The sequence below is a fragment of the Streptococcus sp. 'group B' genome, assembly GCF_002073795.1.
Taxonomy (GTDB): Bacteria; Bacillota; Bacilli; order Lactobacillales; family Streptococcaceae; genus Streptococcus; species Streptococcus agalactiae.
In genome coordinates this window covers 412,412-430,907 of record NZ_CP020432.1, presented here as the reverse complement: position 1 = coordinate 430,907, position 18,496 = coordinate 412,412, and the positions used below count along the sequence as shown (strand labels likewise).

The window sequence follows — 18,496 nt, the reverse complement described above, 5'->3', positions numbered from 1 at the left end:
TTTCTCAATTACATAAGCTCCGAAAACTTAGAAACGGAGAACTGTTATGTCTGTACATAAGTACCAATCAACAAAAGGAATCACCTATTTTGTTAAAGTTTATCTTGGTCTAAATGACTATGGTAAGAAAAAATATTACACTAAGCGGGGGTTCAAAACTCGCAAAGCTGCTAAAGCACATGAAACTGCTGTTAATCATCAGTTGAATAGTGGGACATTTGTTCATCTTACTGCTCAAACAACCTATACTTACCAAGAGTTATATCAAAGGTGGTATGAAGCTTATAAAGATACCGTTGAAGCAACTACTGCATCAAAAACTGCCGACCTTTATCGCCTACATATTCTTCCTGTTTTTGGAGAAAAGAAAATTTCAAAAATCAGTCCTTTAGACTGTCAAACCTTCATCACTAACAAAGCTAAGACTTTTAAAAACATGAAGCAAATCAAATCTTATACTTCTAAAATATTTGAATTTGCTATTAACATGAACTATATTGAGCGCAATCCTATGAGTAAGGTTATTATGCCGAAATTCAAAAAAACTGTCAGTGAGAATTACTGGACAGTTAACGAGTTACATCAATTTTTGACAATCATTTTGGAAAATGAACCCTATAAACATTATGCTCTATTTAGATTACTAGCTTATAGTGGGTTACGAAAAGGAGAACTATATGCTCTCAAGTGGGAAGATTTTGATTCTGATAGCCAACTATTAACAGTCAGCAAAAGTCTAGGCAGAATAGATGGCCATGCCATCGAAAAAGAAACAAAAAATACTTTCTCAGTTCGCTCCATTTATCTTGATGACGAAACATGTTCTATCCTAAACAAATGGAGACAAGAAACATGCAAAGAAAAGGGGCAATTATCAGTAACACCTCTTTCTATCGATAAAGAGTTTATGTTTACATACTGCAACCGAGATGGTGAGATAGAACCCTTGCATGCTGACTACATCAACAATATTCTAAAACGCATTATACGGAAACATCATCTTAAAAAGATTAGTCCACATGGTTTTAGACACACTCATGCGACTTTGATGATTGAAATGGGAATTGACCCTGTAAATACTGCTAAACGTCTAGGACATGCTAGCAGCCAGATGACTTTAGATACTTACAGTCATGCTACAAAATCAGGAGAAAAACAATCCATTAAAAAGTTTGCGGATTACCTCAATAAAGCTAAATAACTTTTCTGACTTAACCGCTCTTAAAACTAGGTCTCAACAGATTACCAAAAGGATTACCAAGGCGCTTTTTTCAACAAAAAAGCACCTTGCGAAATCTTCGCAAAGTGCTCTGAAACGTTGATATAACTGGATATTAACGTTTTGAAAACTGTGAAGCCTTGCGGGCTTTTTTGAGACCTGGTTTTTTACGTTCAACCATACGTGCGTCACGTGTAAGAAGTCCAGCACGTTTCAATGAATCGCGGAAATCTGGGTCAACTTCTAAAAGTGCACGTGAGATACCATGACGGATCGCACCTGATTGACCTGCATATCCACCACCTACAACGTTAACAAAAACATCGTATGAACCTTGAGTTGAAGTAACTGCGAAAGGTTGGTTGATAACAAGACGAAGGTCTGCGTGTGGGATGTACTCTTCTACATCTTTTTTATTGATTGTAATTTTACCAGTACCTGGAACCAAACGAACGCGTGCAACAGCGTTTTTACGGCGACCAGTACCTGCATATTGTGCTTGTGCCATTATATAATGCTCCTTTCCTCTTAGATAAGTCCTGAGATATCAAGTACTTCTGGTTGTTGTGCAGCATGTGTATGCTCACCGCCAACAAATACTTTCAATTTCATACCTTGTGCACGTCCAAGAGTGTTATGTGGAAGCATGCCTTTAACTGATTTTTCAATCAAACGAACAGCATTTTTAGAACGAAGTTCACCTGCTGAGATTTGTTTCAAACCACCTGGATACATTGAGTGAGTGTAGTAGATTTTATCTGATGCTTTTTTACCAGTTAATTTAACTTTTTCAGCATTGATAACAATCACAAAGTCACCTGTATCAGTGTGTGGTGTGAAAGTTGGTTTGTTTTTTCCGCGAAGTACGCTAGCAACTACTGCAGAAAGACGTCCAAGAGGTACATCTGTTGCGTCAACAACGTACCATTTGCGTTCAACTTGGCCTGGTTTAGCCATGAAAGTTGTTTTGTTCATGATTTCTCCTATACGAATTCGTTTTTGTTTACAGGTGTGGATGTTCCGGTCCACGAGAGTATTTGAAAGGTTCCGGGGCCTTACAAATGGGGTAAACAATACCGCTTATAATCATATCAAAATAAGGTAGCATTCGTCAAGTTATTTCTTTTATTTTATCAATTTTCATCCCAAAATAAATCATCTACAGTTTTATTCAAAGCTTGACACAATTTAATCGCTTAATTATAGCCTCCTTTTTCAATGGCGGCTATTGTCTGACATGATACACCGACCTTTTCAGCTAGAGACTGTTGTAATAAATCCATACTAGCTCTAGCTGTCTTTAAGCGTAAATTTTTCATATTACTATCTGTCCTTATACTTAAGGTAGTATACTGAAGTTCCCATAGCTATCAATGATATTCCTATAACTGCTAAAATTGCATCATTTCCCCTTGAAAAATAAGTAGCAATATCAACTTCCTAGTAAAAGCATCAATAAAATAGTTATTCCTATGAGGGCAAATGCGCCAGCAACAAAAACATTTTCCAAAATCTTTCATCAACAAACGGAGAGACTCTTTTTAGATTAGAAGTCGTAACAAAATAGAAATACCACTAAATAAAGTTAATATTATTATAAAATCAGGTGACACGCTTCCCTTTATTAGCTTTCCAAAAACACTTTCAAGCCATAAGATAAAAAACATCGTCTAAAAACATTTTTGATAACTTTGTAAAACCAATTGTTGTTGTCGTTCATCATATTGAGGATAGTTCTTATTTTATTTTTCATAATATGTCTCCTACTATTTTATAGTTTCATAGCATCATATAAAATACATTTTATAAAATGTATACTAAAAGAACATAACGTACTGTTATGCCCTTTGATTTGTTATCGGTTTTCTTCCCCTAAAGAGAATAGAGCTAAAGCACCTGAGCCCACATGAGCTGAAATAACTGGCCCTAATGGACGAATAATAACTTCTTCAATACGCTCATCTGCTAATAACTGTTCTTTCATAACTTGAGCTGAATCTTTCTCTCCACTATAAGCAATAATTAAAGTGCTATAAGATAGTGTTTTTGTTGCCTGAGTCACAATCTCTTTAATACCTTTTTTACGGCCCCTTGTCTTGGCAAATGGTACTAATTTACCCTCACTATCTAACTTAAGTAATGGTTTAATCTTAGCAACACTTCCAATGATAGCTGCACCTTTTGATAAGCGACCACTACGCATTAAATGGTTGAGATCGTCAACTAAAAAGTATGTGTTTAATTTAGGGAGAAGTGATTCAATTTTTTGTTTCACTTCTTCTAAAGACTTACCTTCTTGTCGCTCTTTAGTTGCTAACATCGCTAAGACACCCTCACCACATGAAGCTGCCATTGTATCCACAATCTCAATTTGAGCATCAGGATATTTGTCTAAGACCATCTCACGCGCAATAGTTGCACTCTGGTAAGTCCCTGATAAATGTGAAGATAGCGCTAAATATAACAAGGCATGGTCATTTTCTGCATAGGTTGAAAAAACTTCTTCAAACTGACCAACGTTAATTTGGCTTGTTGTAGGCTTTGCTCCCTCTTGCATACGCTCCAACAAGAAGTCACTAGTAATTTTTTCGTCTCCGACTGTCTCATAAGTCTTTCCATCAAGTTCAATGGTTAAACCTATAATATCGACATTGTGCTCTTGAGCCCACTTTTCATCTAAATCCGATGTCGAATCCGTTAGTATTTTAAAAGTCATTGTTACCTCAATCTATTATTTTTATTTGATAATCAAAGTAGTTCCAATATTATATCAAAAAAATTGTTGGCTGGCTAATAAAGTGTTAGTTTTTACATACCATCTAAAAAATCCTTGAGTTTTCCTAGTTGTTCATCATTCCACGGCCTTAACTTTGGCGTACTCAAATCGATTTGACTGGACATCTTATCCAAATCTGATTTTACTGTCGCTACACGCTGTTCCAATTCTCTAGCTGAGACACGTAAAGCACCCTGAGAAAATATAGTCCATTGTTCATTTAAATCACTGGTAGCAACGGAGACTAAATTTAACACAGATTGATTAAGTTCTGCCGCTGCTCGTTCAATATAGCTATCCGCAGTTTCGTCCTCCTCAGTAAAGATAACGGATATTTTGTATTGGTCATAACGTTGACGTACACCAGGAACATACTGGGCATCAAATACACAAATAATATCAATGTGTTCGAAATGTGCGTAATGATTTAGCTTTCTAAGTAATACTTCCCTTGCCTCTTCTAAACGATTGCTTTTAAAAAGCTGTCGAGTATCTTTCCAAAAAGCAATCATATTGTAGCCATCAACGAGTAAAATAGAATGTTTTTTCATAGGCGGTTTCTAAATACTTCATACATCAAAATAGCAGCTGCGACACTGGCATTTAAACTCTGAACATGACCATTCATGGGAATTGTAATCATTTCATCTACTTGCTTTTTGATATTATGAGAAATACCTTTTCCTTCATTACCAATAACTAGGGCTAATTTACCTTTGGTATTCCACTTATGCGATGGTGTCCCATTCATATCAGTGCCAAATATCCAGAAGTCCTTATCTTTTAAAGTATCCAAAGTTTGACTGAGATTAGTTACCCTTGCGATAGGAACATGTTCAACAGCTCCTGTAGATGTCTTTGAAACCACCGGGGTCACTCCAACAGAACGATGTTTGGGGATGATAATGCCTGTTACATTGGTTGCATCAGCTGTGCGTAGAATAGAACCTAGGTTATGAGGGTCGGTCAGACCATCAAGGATTAAAATTAGAGGATTTTCTTCATTCTCTGCCTTTGTCATTATCTCTGATAAATCCGCATAGGCAAATTCCGAAACTTTTAGAACGAATCCTTGGTGAACTCCACCATTTGTCATGTCTGATAAGATTTTTTTAGGAGTCCAGGAAATGGATACTTTTTTTTCAGTCGCTAGTGCTTTGACTTTATCAACGTTCTTTCCTCTTAAGTCATCTTGCAAGTATAATTTATTACCAGTATTAGCTCTTAAACTCTCTGTCACAGCATGTAAGCCATAGACAAGGTCACTTGATTCTTCTTTAAATTGTTTATCTTTCATAGTCATATTATATCATGAATGCTATAGCATAAAGCTTTTTATAGCAATATTTTACCAACAAATCCTAATGTCTCTATAAAAAAGAGAGGATATAGCCTCTCTTTTTGTTTATTTTTCAATGGTTTCAATACACCACTGTATTAGAGTTTCCAAGCGCTTTATCTGACCAGTCATATCCAAGTACCCCATAAGAGCCTCAAAACCTGTAGACATACGATAGGTAATAATATCAGCATTTTTAGCTTTTGTATGACTATTCGCATTACGTCCTCGTTTATAAATTAACTGCTCTTCATCAGTTAAAATATTTTCTTCTAACATGGCATTAATTAACAATGCTTGGGCATTAGCAGAAACATATTGGGTTGCTTTCCGATGTAACTGATTAGGTTTGGTAAAACCCTGCATAATTAAATGGCGTCGGATATACAAAGAATAAACTGCATCTCCTTCAAAAGCTAAAGCAATACCATTAATCAAACGAACATCAATCACGAGTCCACCTCACGCCATCCTTAGTATCTAACAATTTAATTCCTTGTTTTGCTAATTCATCTCTAATACGATCAGCAGTTGCAAAATCACGATTAGCTCGTGCTTCTTGACGTTGTTCTATTAAAGATTCAATATCAGCATCAAGAACTTCCTCTTGGAATACAATACCAAAAATTTCTAATAATTCAGCAAGGGTTTCCTTAACTTTTGAAGTATAGTGTCCTGAATTAATCCATTTTGCCATTTCAAAGATAACAGTAATACCGTTTGCTGTATTAAAATCATCATCCATCGCTTCTTGAAATGCTTTCACAAATTGTTCTAATTCTTCATCATTAGCATTCTCTTGGATTGGTAAGTTGAAAGTATTTTTTAAATATTTAAGGTTAACTTCCGCATCATGAACGGCCTTTTCAGTGAAATTCACGGGTTTACGATACTGTTGTGTCGCTAAGAAAAAACGTATTACTTGTCCGTCAACGCTCTTCAACATATCGTGAACAGTAATAAAGTTACCAAGAGATTTAGACATTTTCTCGTTATCAACGTTAACAAAACCATTATGCATCCAGTAATTTGCAAAGGTCTTACCTGTTTTAGCTTCAGATTGTGCAATCTCATTCGTGTGATGTGGAAATTCTAAATCAGCTCCTCCACCATGGATATCAATAGTATCACCAAGGATCTCAGTTGCCATAACAGAACATTCAATATGCCACCCTGGGCGCCCTTTCCCCCAAGGACTTTCCCATGAGACTTCCCCAGATTTAGCTGATTTCCAAAGTGCAAAATCTAAAGGATTCTCTTTAATCTCTCCTTCCCCATCAACACGACCACTTGCACCAATCTCTAAATCTTCCAAAGTTTTATTGGCTAATTTTGCATAATGATGTGATTTACTTACTCTAAAATAAACATCTCCATTAGCTTCATAGGCAAATTCCTTATCAACTAAAACTTTAACAAAATCAATAATCTCATCCATATAGTCAATAACTCGAGGATTTTTTGTAGCAGGTTTGACACCTAATGCAGCAACATCTTCCATAAATGCTGAAATAAACTTATCTGAAAAGGATTTTGTATCCATACCTGCTTCAGCTGCACCTTTTATAATTTTATCATCAACATCAGTAAAGTTAGAAATATAATTGACTTGGTAACCACAATACTCAAAATAACGACGAATAGTATCAAAAGCTACTACACTGCGGGCATTCCCGATGTGTATATAGTTATAAACTGTTGGCCCACAGACGTACATGTTGACTTTACCTTCATTGAGAGGTATAAAATCTTGTAAACTGCGAGTCATAGTGTCGTAAATTTTTATCATGGTTTTTCCTTTTTCTGTTTTTGATAAGCTTTATACAAACGAACAATATACATTAAAGCAAAGGCAGCCCAAATAATTCCTAAGAGAGAGTTACCTTGTGCAAACTTTAAATAGCTTAAACAAGCTCCTGCTAGTATACCTAAAATTGATAATATTTGAGTTGTTACATAATCCTTCACAAATACCTCCTAAAGTTTGGACGAATAATAACTTTCTTCTCGATCATGTTCAATACTTCGGATTTGAAGATCATCCTTTTGACCATGGACACGGACAACTTTAGCTGGAACACCAACTACTGTTACGTCTGCTGGCACATCTGCAAGGACAACTGCTGCAGCACCGACTTTAGCATTTTCTCCAACCTCAATTGGACCGATGATTTGAGAATGTGCTGAAATTAGCGCACCTTTACGTATGGTTGGGTGTCGTTTGCCTTTGTCTTTACCTGTGCCACCCAATGTAACCCCATGGTATAGCATAGCACCTTTCTCTACAATGGCAGTTTCTCCAATGACCAATCCTGAACCGTGGTCAATAAAAACCCCTTCCGAAATCGTCGCTCCGGGATGAATTTCAATTTGTGTCCAGAAACGCCAAAATTGACTGTGCATACGTGCTAACAATTTAAAATTATGATTCCATAAAAAATGAGATAGCCTATGAGCTGCAAGAGCTTTTATTCCTGGATAAGTTAAAATAACTTCTAGAGAACTACGAGCAGCTGGATCTTGTTCTTTGACAATAGCTATACTTTCTTTCCACCACCCCATAGTTTTCCTCAATCGTTTTCTACATCAGACCAATCAACTAAAACTTGTTGTTCATCAAATGGATTGATGGCTACTCCAAAGGTATCATCAATCTCATTTTCTCCATTACGCGGTTTATAAATATCGTCAATCGTCCAGGCTAAAATTACTCCTTGTGCTTTCCTAAAAGCACCACCAAAATCATTATGGTTATACCATTTTTCAAAACTTAAAAGGTTTGAGAATACTGGAACATAACTTTTTCCTTCGGGGGTAGACATTGTAGGGAAAAAACGGTCAAAACTACCTTCTTCACGTGGATGGACAAAGGCAGGTACCAAGTAGGTTTTATCCATGATATCGGCAACAATGTTATCTTCATTTAACAACTGATTCAAGATTGTGGTGTAATTGTTCATAAATTGCACCATATCTTCACAGTAGAAAATAGTCGAGTTCCCAAAATCGCCTTCTTTTTTTAAATTATAGACCAATCCTGCTAAGCCATGTGAAATAGCTTCATCAAGAACGTCTAAACTACGACGACTCTCCCAAAACATATCTCGAGCACTTTCTTGCTCCTCTTTGAAATGATTAAGGTCAGTAATATCCGTAAAAACAGGAACAACTTCTTGACCATCTACTTGAATAGCATAGGGTTCCTTGCTTGCCCAAACCGTAGAGTGGTGCAAGGCATTCACAAGACCTATACTATCTAAAAAATTATCCGGTGCATTGATAAAAGCACGCAATCTAATGTCTAACTCGTTTGTACTTGTCATATTAAGATTCCTTTTTAGGATTGTCAGCTTTTGGAGGACGTGGTAATAATGCTTTCATAGAGGCATCAACTCGCCCTTTATCATCAATTTTGATGACTTTCACATCAACTTCTTCACCAATTTCAAGAACATCAGCTACATTTGCTGTACGTGTCCATGCAATTTCTGAAATATGTACCAATGCATCTGTTTTATCAAAGAGGTTGACAAAGGCACCGAATTTCTCGATACGAACTACTTTAGCATGGTAAACTTCTCCCACTTTTGCTTCACGTACTAAACTTGCAATAATGTCTTTCGTACGATCAATAGCAGCCTGATCACTAGAGAAGATAGATACATTTCCTTCTTCATCAATATCAATCTTAACACCTGTTTCAGCGATGATTTTATCGATAGTTTCGCCGCCTTTACCGATGACAACTTTAATCTTATCAACATCGATTTTTATCATATCAATCTTAGGTGCCGTTGGTGCTAATTGTGGACGTGACTCTGCGATAGCTCCATGAAGGACATCAAGAATTTCAAAGCGTGCTTTTTTAGCTTGCGCAAGAGCTTCTTCCAAAATTTGAGGGGTAATACCTTCAATTTTAATATCCATTTGAAGTGCTGTAATCCCTTCACGTGTACCCGCAACCTTAAAGTCCATATCGCCAAAATGGTCTTCTAATCCTTGAATATCAGTAAGGACTGTGTAGTTTGTTCCATCTGATATGAGTCCCATGGCAATACCAGCAACCGGAGCTTTTATAGGCACACCACCTGCCATAAGAGCAAGCGTTCCAGCACATATAGAAGCCTGAGATGATGAACCGTTTGATTCTAAAACTTCTGCAACTAGTCGGATAGCATACGGAAACTCCTCCAAGCTTGGAAGGACTTGTTCTAATGCACGCTCTCCTAAAGCACCGTGACCAATTTCACGACGCCCTGCAGCTCCATAACGTCCCGTCTCACCAACTGAATATTGTGGGAAGTTATAGTGGTGCATAAAGCGTTTCTTATACTCTGGTGTTAGCCCATCAATGATTTGTGCTTCACCCATAGGTGCTAACGTTAATACTGATAATGCTTGGGTTTGTCCTCGTGTAAAGAGACCTGATCCATGAACTTGTGGTAAAAAATCAATCACTGCATCTAATGGACGAATCTCATCCACACGACGTCCATCAGGACGAACCTTATCTTCTGTAATGAGGCGACGAACTTCTGCATGTTCCATTTGTTCTAAAATTTCAGCAACATCACGCATAATGCGATCATATTCTTCATGTTCAGCGTAACGCGCCTCATATTCACCTATAACTACTTCTTTAACTGCTTCTGTAGCTGCTTCTCTAGCCTTTTTCTCTTCAACTTGTACTGCAGCCTGTAAAGCTATGTTATGAGTAGCAATAATTTCTGCTTGAAGTTCTGGATCAACTTGAAGAAGTTCTACTTCGGCTTTTTCTTTACCAATAGCAGTTACAATCTCTTCTTGAAAGGCGATTAATTCACAGACAGCCTCATGTCCTTTAAGAAGAGCCTCTAGCATGATTTCTTCTGAAAGTTCTTTCGCTCCAGATTCAACCATGTTAATCGCTTCTTTAGTACCTGCAACCGTTAATTCTAACGCAGAAGCCTCTTGTTCTTGTGCTGTCGGATTAATAATAAAATTGCCATCAACATAAGCAACTTGAACTCCAGCAATTGGCCCATTGAAAGGAATATCGGAAATCGATAATGCTAATGATGAACCAAACATAGCAGCCATTGGTGCGCTAGCATTTTCATCAAATGAAAGAACAGTATTGATGACCTGGACTTCGTTACGAAATCCCTCAGCAAACATCGGACGGATTGGTCTATCAATAAGACGTGCTGTTAAGGTAGCATCCGTACTTGGACGCCCTTCACGTTTGTTAAAACCACCCGGAAATTTCCCAGCAGCATACATTTTTTCTTCGTAATTGACTTGAAGTGGGAAAAAATCACCTGTTGACATTTTCTTAGACATAACTGCTGCTGTAAGTACAGTAGAATCTCCATAACGAACGACAACTGATCCATTTGCTTGTTTAGCCACTTGGCCAGTTTCAACAACTAATTTTTTACCAGCAAAAATCATTTCAAAGACTTGTTTTGACATATTATTCTCCATATTTTTTGTTTACGCGTTTCCTACAAAGTTCAATCTAGCTGTTCTAAACTCAACTTTGCATAAAACCACGTATAAGCTTTATTCTAACATAATTCTATAAAATTGAGTAGCGAAAATCCGTGGGGGAAGCTGTATTATCATTCATTAATGTAAACGTAAAAAGTCTGATTATTAATACTAGCAATCAGACCTTGTTACAATGATTAAAATAAATTTCTAGGGTTAATCTTAGCTTGCTTAATAACCCTCTTCATAGGTTAAAACACTTTCTTACTGTTGGCCCCCTCAAAGTACTTACGTTCATAGTACGTTTAAAACAAAAAACACTAGAAAATTTTCTAGCGTTTTTACTTGACTCTGTTGTCTATTAACGACGAAGTCCAAGTGATTGAATCAATTCACGGTAACGGTTAACATCTGTACGACGTAGGTATGCTAATAAGTTACGACGGTGACCAATTTTTTTCATCAATCCACGGTAAGTAGCGTGGTCTTTTTTGTGTTGTTTGATGTGGTCATTAAGGTGGTTGATTTCCCAAGTAAGAACTGCTACTTGAACTTCAACTGATCCTGTATCACCTTCGTGACGTGCATATTGAGCAATGATTTCATTTTTTTTCTCTTTTGAGATTGCCATAATATATTCTCCTTTTATTGCTTCATCCGAGTCTTAGGATTGGCACTCCTAAAACCAAGAAAAAGTTGGTTTGTCTTATAGACCCTCTTATTTTATCAAATTAGAATAAACTTTGTCAAAAGTTTTTAATAGAAATATGGATAACCAACTGTCTCTAAAGGAAAATCCTTCATAGACTAAACGAGACTTTGCATCTTTTTGCCGAAAGACCTTAGCATAAGTAGATGTCATACTAGTTGGCCCACACATAAATATCGTTGGTTGTCCTTCAAAAACAGACTGACTAAAATCAAGTCTTCCTTGGAGGCTACTATTATTTAAGTGAAGTTTAAAATTAGGATTGGCTTTAGCATAGGATTCTAACATATCTTGATAAATCAAATTGTCTTGATTTGAAAATGTATAAAAGAAGTCAACTCTCTTAGTCAAAATACTATTTTCTCTAATAAATGAAATGAAGGGAGTGATGCCGATACCTCCTGCAATCCAAACCTGTTCTTTCTTGTCTTTATCAAATAACATATGACCATAAGCTCTATCTAAGGCTATTTTTGTCCCAACTTTTAGCTGTTTGTAAATGGATTTCGTATAATCTCCTGAAGCTTTAACAGTTAAAAATATCACTCTATCATGACCACCCGATATCGAGAAAGGATGAGCTGCTGATTCAAAGCCGGCTTGATAAATTTTTAAAAAAGTAAATTGTCCATAGTCATATCGATAAGGACGCTTCATTGCTATTTCAATCTCAGTTGTATCATGGTTAAGATGAGTAACCTTTTGAACGTACCCTACACGACGAAAACGCATTCTAGAATATAGGAAAATAATATAAAATCCAGATATAACCCCAATGACAGCATAACCTAATACGATTAAACTGAGTAAAGTATTCCCTAGTATCCTATCTCCTAAAATCAGAAAAGTATGTACCAATCCCAAAATATAGACTAAATAAACAAAGCGATGAATAAAACGCCAAATTTCATACTTTAAAAAATTTCCGAAATAAGCTACAAAAACAATACTTAGAAAAAGATATAATCCCGCACTGCCAATAGTCTTTGCAAACTCACTTCCATGTCCGCCTTGTACAAGACCAATTTTGTGCAATAGAAGCAAAATCATTGAAAATACAGCCATTACCTTGTGGTAAAAATACATATTTTCAATACCTTGAAAGTAACTTTCAAGTATCCTAAATTTGGTTGATAAGAGGAATGTTAGCGATAAACTTGTCAAAGCTAATCCTGGTACAACAAATTCACTTAATCCTGCATTTTGCCATGCTACTAGTGTCACCACTATGCTAGATAAAATTAAAACAATACCTTTCCAAGCTCGCATAACGACCACCCCTTTATTTTTAGTAAGGATAAAATACCACAAGATACTTATACAAAACTTAAAAATTTCAGAAAATAACAAAAAGGCAACTCCAATGTTGCCTTTTTGTTATGATTTATAAATTGATTTGCAATGCTCTACTATATCTTTAACAGCGAGTCCATACTCCTCTAATAAATATTCCATCTGACCTACCTGACCAAATCGCTCATCAATACCCATACGACTAACAGTAGTGTCTTTCTCCATACTAAGCCATTCGCATAATGCACTTCCGATACCGCCAATACGGTTATGATTCTCAATAGTTACAATGGATTGATCTATCAGTAATGGTTTCAGTTCTTCTGGAAGGGGCTTAATTTTAAAAAGGTCGATAACTGAGGCCTCAATCCCTAGTTCTTTGAGGTAGTCGGCTGCTTCTATCGCTCTAGAAACCATAATACCACTTGCTACAAGAGCAATATCTTTTCCCTGGCGTAATTGTATAAAACCTTTTGAAAAATCTTCGCATCCCTCATAAACTGCAGTGGGGGCCTTACGAATAGTTCTAATGTATTTTAGACCATCAATACTTAATGTTTGTTTTAAAATTGCTTCAAACTGAATATCATCACTAACCTCAAAAATAGTCGCCTTTGGAATTAACCTTAGTAGACCTAACTCTTCAAAAGGCATATGAGTTCCGCCATTCATTTCTGCGCTAACTCCTGCATCTGAGCCAATAATCGTAGCTGATAATTGTGAGTAACCTAACGATAAAAATACTTGATCAAAGACACGCCTTGACGCGAAAGGACCAAAAGTATGAAGGTATGGCTTGTAACCTTTAATGGCGAGCCCTGCTGCAAGACCTACCATCTCAGCCTCCATAATACCTAGATTAATATAACGTTTTCCAAATTCTGATGCCAGTACATTTGTTGACATTGAACTCGACAAATCGGCTTCTAAAACGGTAATTTGTTTATTTTCTTGATTAGCTTGAAGGAGGAAATCACGATAGACAAGCCTCATTTCTTTGGTTGAACATCTCATTCTACCACCTCCAAACTTTCTCTCAAGCTTATCACCGCTCGCTCTAACATTGTTTTTTGTTGTAAATCTGGTCGTAAATGATGATTAGAAGCTAACTCCTCCAACTCTTTCACACCTTGTCCCTTGATACTATCTAAAACAATGCATTTTGGTTTGACACTATTTGAATCTTGAAAAGTTTTAATAGCTTTGTCAATTGCCTCAATGTCATCTCCTTTTACACGTACTGCATCAAATCCAAAAGCTTCAAATTTAGCAACAAAGTCTCCAGGATTACAAATATCAGCTGTCAAACCATCTAATTGTTTTTTATTATCATCTACAAAAACAATTAAATGGTGCAGTTGATGATGCGCAGCAAATTGTATAGCCTCCCAACATTGTCCTTCATTTAATTCACCATCACCTACAATAGTATAAGTATAATAGCTTGAATTCTCAATCTTTTGAGCATAAGCAATTCCCGTTGCAATACTAATGCCTTGACCTAATGAGCCTGTCGTTACATCTATACCAGGAGTTAAATTGCGGTCAGGATGCGAAGGTAGTTTGGTACCGTTTGTATTGAGCGAATGAAGGAATGTTTTATCAAAAAAACCTTTTAAATAGAGTGTACTATACAAGGCTGGACCAGCATGTCCTTTTGATAAGACCATATAATTCCGATCACTTTCTTTGAATTTTTCAGGGTTTATATCCATAATATCACCGTACAGAATAGCCAAAGTCTCAACAATTGATAAACTACCCCCATAGTGACCGAATCCTAAATGGTTTAGCGTTTCTAGTGTATTTAAACGAATCTCCGTTGCAAATCGTCTTAGAGATGAATATCTTTCTTCTGGTGATGTCATTATTAACCTTCCTTATGGGTTGATTTTCCAACAAATGAAATGCCAAAAAGTCCAATTAAGATAACTACAATACCAATAACAATAGCTATCGCACCGCCGACATGATTAAGAGCGCCAAGAATGATACCGGTCAAACCAAAATCAGCATCTGAGAATGTTGAACCTTTGAAACCAAGTCCACCTAGTACAGGCATCAAGAAAATCGGCAAGAAACTGATGAGGATACCTTGAACAAATGCACCAATAGTCGCTCCTCTCACACCACCAGAAGCATTACCGATAACACCTGCCGTTGCCCCACAGAAGAAATGAGGAACGACCCCTGGTAAAATGACAGTAGTGCCAGTCACAATCATAACTATCATACTAACCAATCCACCAACAAAACTTGAGATAAAACCAATCAATACTGCATTAGGTGCATAAGGGTAAACAATTGGACAATCCAAGGCTGGTTTTGAATTTGGAACCAATTTTTCTGAGATTCCCTTAAAGGCTGGTACAATTTCACCTAGGATAAGGCGTACACCTGCTAAAATAACGAATACACCTGCTGCAAATTGCCCAGCTAGTTGGAGGGCATAAACAAGACCATTGACACCGTTACTTATTTCTTTTGCAATATAAGCCTCACCAGCAAACACTGCAACGATAAGGTAAATAATTGCCATTGAGATAGTAATACTTACGGTACTGTCACGTAAAAATGATAAACTCTTTGGAAATTTAATATCTTCTGTTGATTTTGATTTATCTCCAACAATTCCACCAATAAATCCACTCAACCAATAGCCTAAAGAACCAAAGTGCCCAAGTGCCACCTTATCATTACCTGTCAGTTGAATCATGTATTTTTGCACAAATGCAGGAGATACGCTCATAATAATCCCTAACGCTAGACTTCCAAAAAGGATGAGCGAGAACGAAGTAAAGCCTGCTACGGCAAAAATAACAGCAATCATACAAGCCATATACAATGTATGATGTCCTGTCAGAAAAATATATTTAAATTTTGTAAAACGAGCAATTAAAATATTAAAAATCATTCCCGCTAACATAATCAAAGCAGTTGCTGAGCCATACTTCGTAAGAGCTACTGCTACAATGGCTTCATTATTAGGAACTACCCCCACCAAATGAAAAGCATGTTCAAACATTTTTCCAAATGGATTCAAGGAATTTTGGACTATCCCTGCACCTCCAGAAACCACTAAGAAGCCAACAAATGTTTTTATTCCACCTTTTACAATATCAGGAACACCTTTTTTCTGCAGTACTAAACCGATAATGGCTATCAAGGCGACTAAAATAGCTGGCGTTCTGGCAATATTAACTAAAAAATCCAATAGACCTTTCATGGCATCAACCTCCTAGATTAAGCCTTTTTCTTGGCAAATACCTGTCACTAATTCTCTCAATTCATCCATATCAATGATACTGTTTAAAATACGAACATCCCCCAGGTGACCAGCTGAATCCTCCAAATCACGACCAACAATCCAAACATCTGCTGCGCTTGGATCTGCTCCACCTAAATCATAATGTTCAACTTCAACATCAGAAACCCCCAAATCCTTCAAAATAGACTCAATATTCATTTGTACCATAAAACTTGAACCTAGACCTGATCCACATGCTGTTCCAATTCTTAACATCTTTAATCCTCCTGTTTTATAATCATTTCAATATCTTGATACCCACGTGAAGCTAACAAAGCTTTAACATTATTATTATCACGAAGTATTGTTGTCAAATGCGATAGAGCTTTCAAATGCGTTTCATTATCAATAGCTGCTATGCATAATAAGAGATAAATTTCCTGTTTGGGGTCATCCAATAAATAAATAGGCTGTTCCAAAACAAGCATTGACATACCGACAGAGTTTACCCCATCTTCTGGTCTGGCATGTGGAATAGCAATACCTTTACCAAGATTGATAAAAGGACCAAACTCTTCGACCTTTTCAATCATAGCTTCTGGGTAACTTTCCGTAATTTTTCCAGAAGCTAACAAGGGTTTTGCCGCTAAACGAATTGCCTCTTTCCAATTCATTTGTTCAGAACTTGTCTGATAAGTTTCCTCTGTTATAAGTTGGTGCAACAAGGGCCTCACATCCTTTCTAAATATATCTTGTTTTACCATTGTCCTCAAAGCCAATTTTAATTCCTCTTCACAATGAACATGAGCGTATTTTTTTATAGTTGCTATTAATTGATCAAGTTGGAAATCGTCAAGGCAAGCTTTGGGAAAATCTGAAATAACCAGTTCTTTGAGCTGTTGTACTTGCTCTGCTGTCATCATCAGCGAAACTAGATAATTAGGTTTTTTTGTTTCTACAAATATAGTAGAAAAGACCATATCGTAAGTTTGATTGTCAATCAGTTTCAGCTGCTCAATTTTAGAGACACGATGAAAATGAATTTGAGGAAATAATCCACGCAATTTTTCCTTAATCACTAAGGATGAACTAACGCCGTTTGGACAGAGTATCAAAGCTTTATAAGACATTGATTGTGTATCACCTGATTGTCTAAGATAGCCTCCAAAGTGAATCACGAAGTAAGAAATTTCACTATCGGGTATTAATCCTACTTGCTCTTCCAAAGGACGTAGTGCCTTTTTAACCAATAGAAATAAATCACTGTAATGCTCTTTAATATTTTGTGTATAACCACTATCGCCAGTTAAACCATATTTCAATCGGAAATAAGCTGGAATAATATGACGCTTCAGACCTTGTAATAACTCTTCTTTATTGGAAAAATTAAGAAGTGAAATAGTTTCCATCTCATCAACGATTGCTTTTGCCAATGCTTCAAAGAAATCATCATCTTTAGTTCCCTCACCTTCAAAACAGCCAGATAAGATCAAGGTAATATAATCTTTTTCTTTCTGATCTAATGGTTTAGATAAGGAAATATCCTGACTTAAATTAGTCACAATAATAGTCGTTAACTCTTTTAATTGTTCAGAAACAATAGGAGAACCCTGCAAAACACGATCTACTGACCTTTGATAACGACACAGTATTAAAATGATAAAATATAAAGATTTCTCAAGCCTATCTTGTATTGGAGAAAGTTGAAAAGATTCATAGAAATATTCTACCGTCTTTTCTAACTTCTCATATGAGAGAGCGAATTTCCAAGAAGACAAGATATAATTCAAAGACCAAAAACCAATGGGAGATTCTAGTAGTTGAGTTATCATCTGAAAAGCAACTTGATGCTTATCCATCTCATCTCCTACTAGACTATATCCCTTTGCTCTTGTATAAGTGAGTGAGATACCTCTTTTTGCTAATTTAGAACGTAGCATCTTGATATCTGATAAAGTAGTATTCTTACTTACTTTCAAAAAATCTTGATAATGCACATTGGAGACAAACTCTCTTCGGCAAAAGCTATAAAGGTAAATCAGACATACCCTTTCTTCCTGAGTTAGGTAAAATTGCTCAGCTTCTAATAAGGAGACAATTTTATCATGCTCTTTTTCATCTCCTAATAACTGATAACGTCCAGCAGAGTGAGCAATAGCTGTTAGGTGATTTTTTGCTAAAAAACTATTGAGATAGTTAATTTGCTCTATGATAACTTTTATTGAAAACTTTGTTTGCACTGTTAACTCATACAAGGAAAGATTTTTCCGAGCTAAAAATACCAACATTATCACAACAGTCTTATTATCAACCATTTGTTTTCCTTTCTATTTTTATTTTATAGTAACCGTTTACATTTTTCTAGGTCATTTGAGCCCAATCTGGCACTACTATCAATTGAATGAATTTGGGCTATTGTTATAGAGTAAAGAAAAAAGAAA

The 18,496-nt window shown here is 36.3% G+C and carries 19 protein-coding genes and 1 pseudogene; 1 reads left to right on the top strand and 19 read right to left on the bottom strand.

From position 1 onward, the window contains the following. Nucleotides 1–46 precede the first annotated feature (46 nt). A complete protein-coding gene (locus tag A6J68_RS02415; protein ID WP_057499250.1) occupies nt 47–1,201 on the top strand; it encodes a site-specific integrase in 1,155 nt (384 codons plus the stop codon). A gap of 133 nt (nt 1,202–1,334) precedes the next feature. On the opposite strand, the gene rpsI is transcribed toward A6J68_RS02415, so the two are convergent. The 19 genes and pseudogenes from rpsI to A6J68_RS02315 all read right to left on the bottom strand — a co-directional run bounded on the left by rpsI (nt 1,335) and on the right by A6J68_RS02315 (nt 18,370). Then, nucleotides 1,335–1,727 (bottom strand): 30S ribosomal protein S9, encoded by a 393-nt coding sequence (gene rpsI, locus A6J68_RS02410; protein WP_000035940.1) that lies wholly within the window; start codon nt 1,725–1,727, stop codon nt 1,335–1,337. Nucleotides 1,728–1,747: 20 nt separating this feature from the next. After that, the gene (gene rplM / locus A6J68_RS02405) at nt 1,748–2,194 is read right to left on the bottom strand and encodes a 50S ribosomal protein L13 (protein WP_001867156.1); all 447 of its coding nucleotides are present in this window, start codon (nt 2,192–2,194) and stop codon (nt 1,748–1,750) included. Nucleotides 2,195–2,418: 224 nt separating this feature from the next. Beyond that, nucleotides 2,419–2,538, bottom strand: a pseudogene (locus tag A6J68_RS02400) (helix-turn-helix transcriptional regulator); the annotation flags it as partial. A 536-nt stretch (nt 2,539–3,074) separates the two neighbouring features. Beyond that, nucleotides 3,075–3,935 carry a DegV family protein gene (locus tag A6J68_RS02390; protein WP_000143135.1) on the bottom strand — a complete coding sequence of 287 codons (861 nt, stop codon included), beginning with the start codon at nt 3,933–3,935 and terminating at the stop codon, nt 3,075–3,077. Nucleotides 3,936–4,027: 92 nt separating this feature from the next. Further along, a complete protein-coding gene (locus tag A6J68_RS02385; protein ID WP_000716636.1) occupies nt 4,028–4,546 on the bottom strand; it encodes an NYN domain-containing protein in 519 nt (172 codons plus the stop codon). Continuing rightward, nucleotides 4,543–5,298: a 23S rRNA (guanosine(2251)-2'-O)-methyltransferase RlmB gene (rlmB, locus tag A6J68_RS02380; RefSeq protein WP_000178019.1), complete on the bottom strand. Its 756-nt coding sequence runs from the start codon at nt 5,296–5,298 to the stop codon at nt 4,543–4,545. The genes A6J68_RS02385 and rlmB overlap by 4 nt, the downstream gene beginning before the upstream one ends. A gap of 102 nt (nt 5,299–5,400) precedes the next feature. Beyond that, on the bottom strand, nt 5,401–5,787 hold the full coding sequence (locus A6J68_RS02375; protein ID WP_000568029.1) for a Mini-ribonuclease 3: 387 nt from the start codon (nt 5,785–5,787) through the stop codon (nt 5,401–5,403). Beyond that, nucleotides 5,780–7,123, bottom strand: a complete 1,344-nt coding sequence (cysS, locus tag A6J68_RS02370; RefSeq protein ID WP_000591129.1) for a cysteine--tRNA ligase — start codon at nt 7,121–7,123, stop codon at nt 5,780–5,782. Before cysS ends, A6J68_RS02375 begins: the two co-directional genes overlap by 8 nt. After that, on the bottom strand, nt 7,120–7,302 hold the full coding sequence (locus tag A6J68_RS02365; RefSeq protein WP_000656477.1) for a hypothetical protein: 183 nt from the start codon (nt 7,300–7,302) through the stop codon (nt 7,120–7,122). Before A6J68_RS02365 ends, cysS begins: the two co-directional genes overlap by 4 nt. 9 nt (nt 7,303–7,311) lie before the next feature. Then, complete coding sequence (gene cysE, locus A6J68_RS02360; RefSeq protein ID WP_000539954.1) at nt 7,312–7,896, bottom strand: serine O-acetyltransferase; 585 nt, start codon at nt 7,894–7,896, stop codon at nt 7,312–7,314. An 8-nt stretch (nt 7,897–7,904) separates the two neighbouring features. After that, nucleotides 7,905–8,657 (bottom strand): SseB family protein, encoded by a 753-nt coding sequence (locus A6J68_RS02355; RefSeq protein ID WP_000204780.1) that lies wholly within the window; start codon nt 8,655–8,657, stop codon nt 7,905–7,907. 1 nt (nt 8,658) lies between these two features. Then, nucleotides 8,659–10,788: a polyribonucleotide nucleotidyltransferase gene (gene pnp / locus A6J68_RS02350; protein WP_000043858.1), complete on the bottom strand. Its 2,130-nt coding sequence runs from the start codon at nt 10,786–10,788 to the stop codon at nt 8,659–8,661. 379 nt (nt 10,789–11,167) lie between these two features. Next, nucleotides 11,168–11,437 (bottom strand): 30S ribosomal protein S15, encoded by a 270-nt coding sequence (gene rpsO / locus A6J68_RS02345; RefSeq protein WP_001018249.1) that lies wholly within the window; start codon nt 11,435–11,437, stop codon nt 11,168–11,170. An 87-nt stretch (nt 11,438–11,524) separates the two neighbouring features. Further along, complete coding sequence (locus tag A6J68_RS02340; protein ID WP_001203077.1) at nt 11,525–12,784, bottom strand: ferric reductase-like transmembrane domain-containing protein; 1,260 nt, start codon at nt 12,782–12,784, stop codon at nt 11,525–11,527. A gap of 108 nt (nt 12,785–12,892) precedes the next feature. Next, complete coding sequence (locus A6J68_RS02335) at nt 12,893–13,822, bottom strand: transketolase family protein (RefSeq protein ID WP_001203826.1); 930 nt, start codon at nt 13,820–13,822, stop codon at nt 12,893–12,895. Next, nucleotides 13,819–14,676 carry a transketolase gene (locus A6J68_RS02330; RefSeq protein ID WP_000203492.1) on the bottom strand — a complete coding sequence of 286 codons (858 nt, stop codon included), beginning with the start codon at nt 14,674–14,676 and terminating at the stop codon, nt 13,819–13,821. The genes A6J68_RS02335 and A6J68_RS02330 overlap by 4 nt, the downstream gene beginning before the upstream one ends. Nucleotides 14,677–14,678: 2 nt before the next feature. Then, entirely contained in the window at nt 14,679–16,034 is a 1,356-nt protein-coding gene (locus tag A6J68_RS02325; RefSeq protein ID WP_000677346.1) for a PTS ascorbate transporter subunit IIC, read from the bottom strand. Between the two features lie 12 nt (nt 16,035–16,046). After that, complete coding sequence (locus tag A6J68_RS02320) at nt 16,047–16,331, bottom strand: PTS sugar transporter subunit IIB (protein ID WP_000944235.1); 285 nt, start codon at nt 16,329–16,331, stop codon at nt 16,047–16,049. Nucleotides 16,332–16,333: 2 nt separating this feature from the next. Continuing rightward, a complete protein-coding gene (locus A6J68_RS02315) occupies nt 16,334–18,370 on the bottom strand; it encodes a BglG family transcription antiterminator (protein WP_000228190.1) in 2,037 nt (678 codons plus the stop codon). Nucleotides 18,371–18,496: the final 126 nt, after the last annotated feature.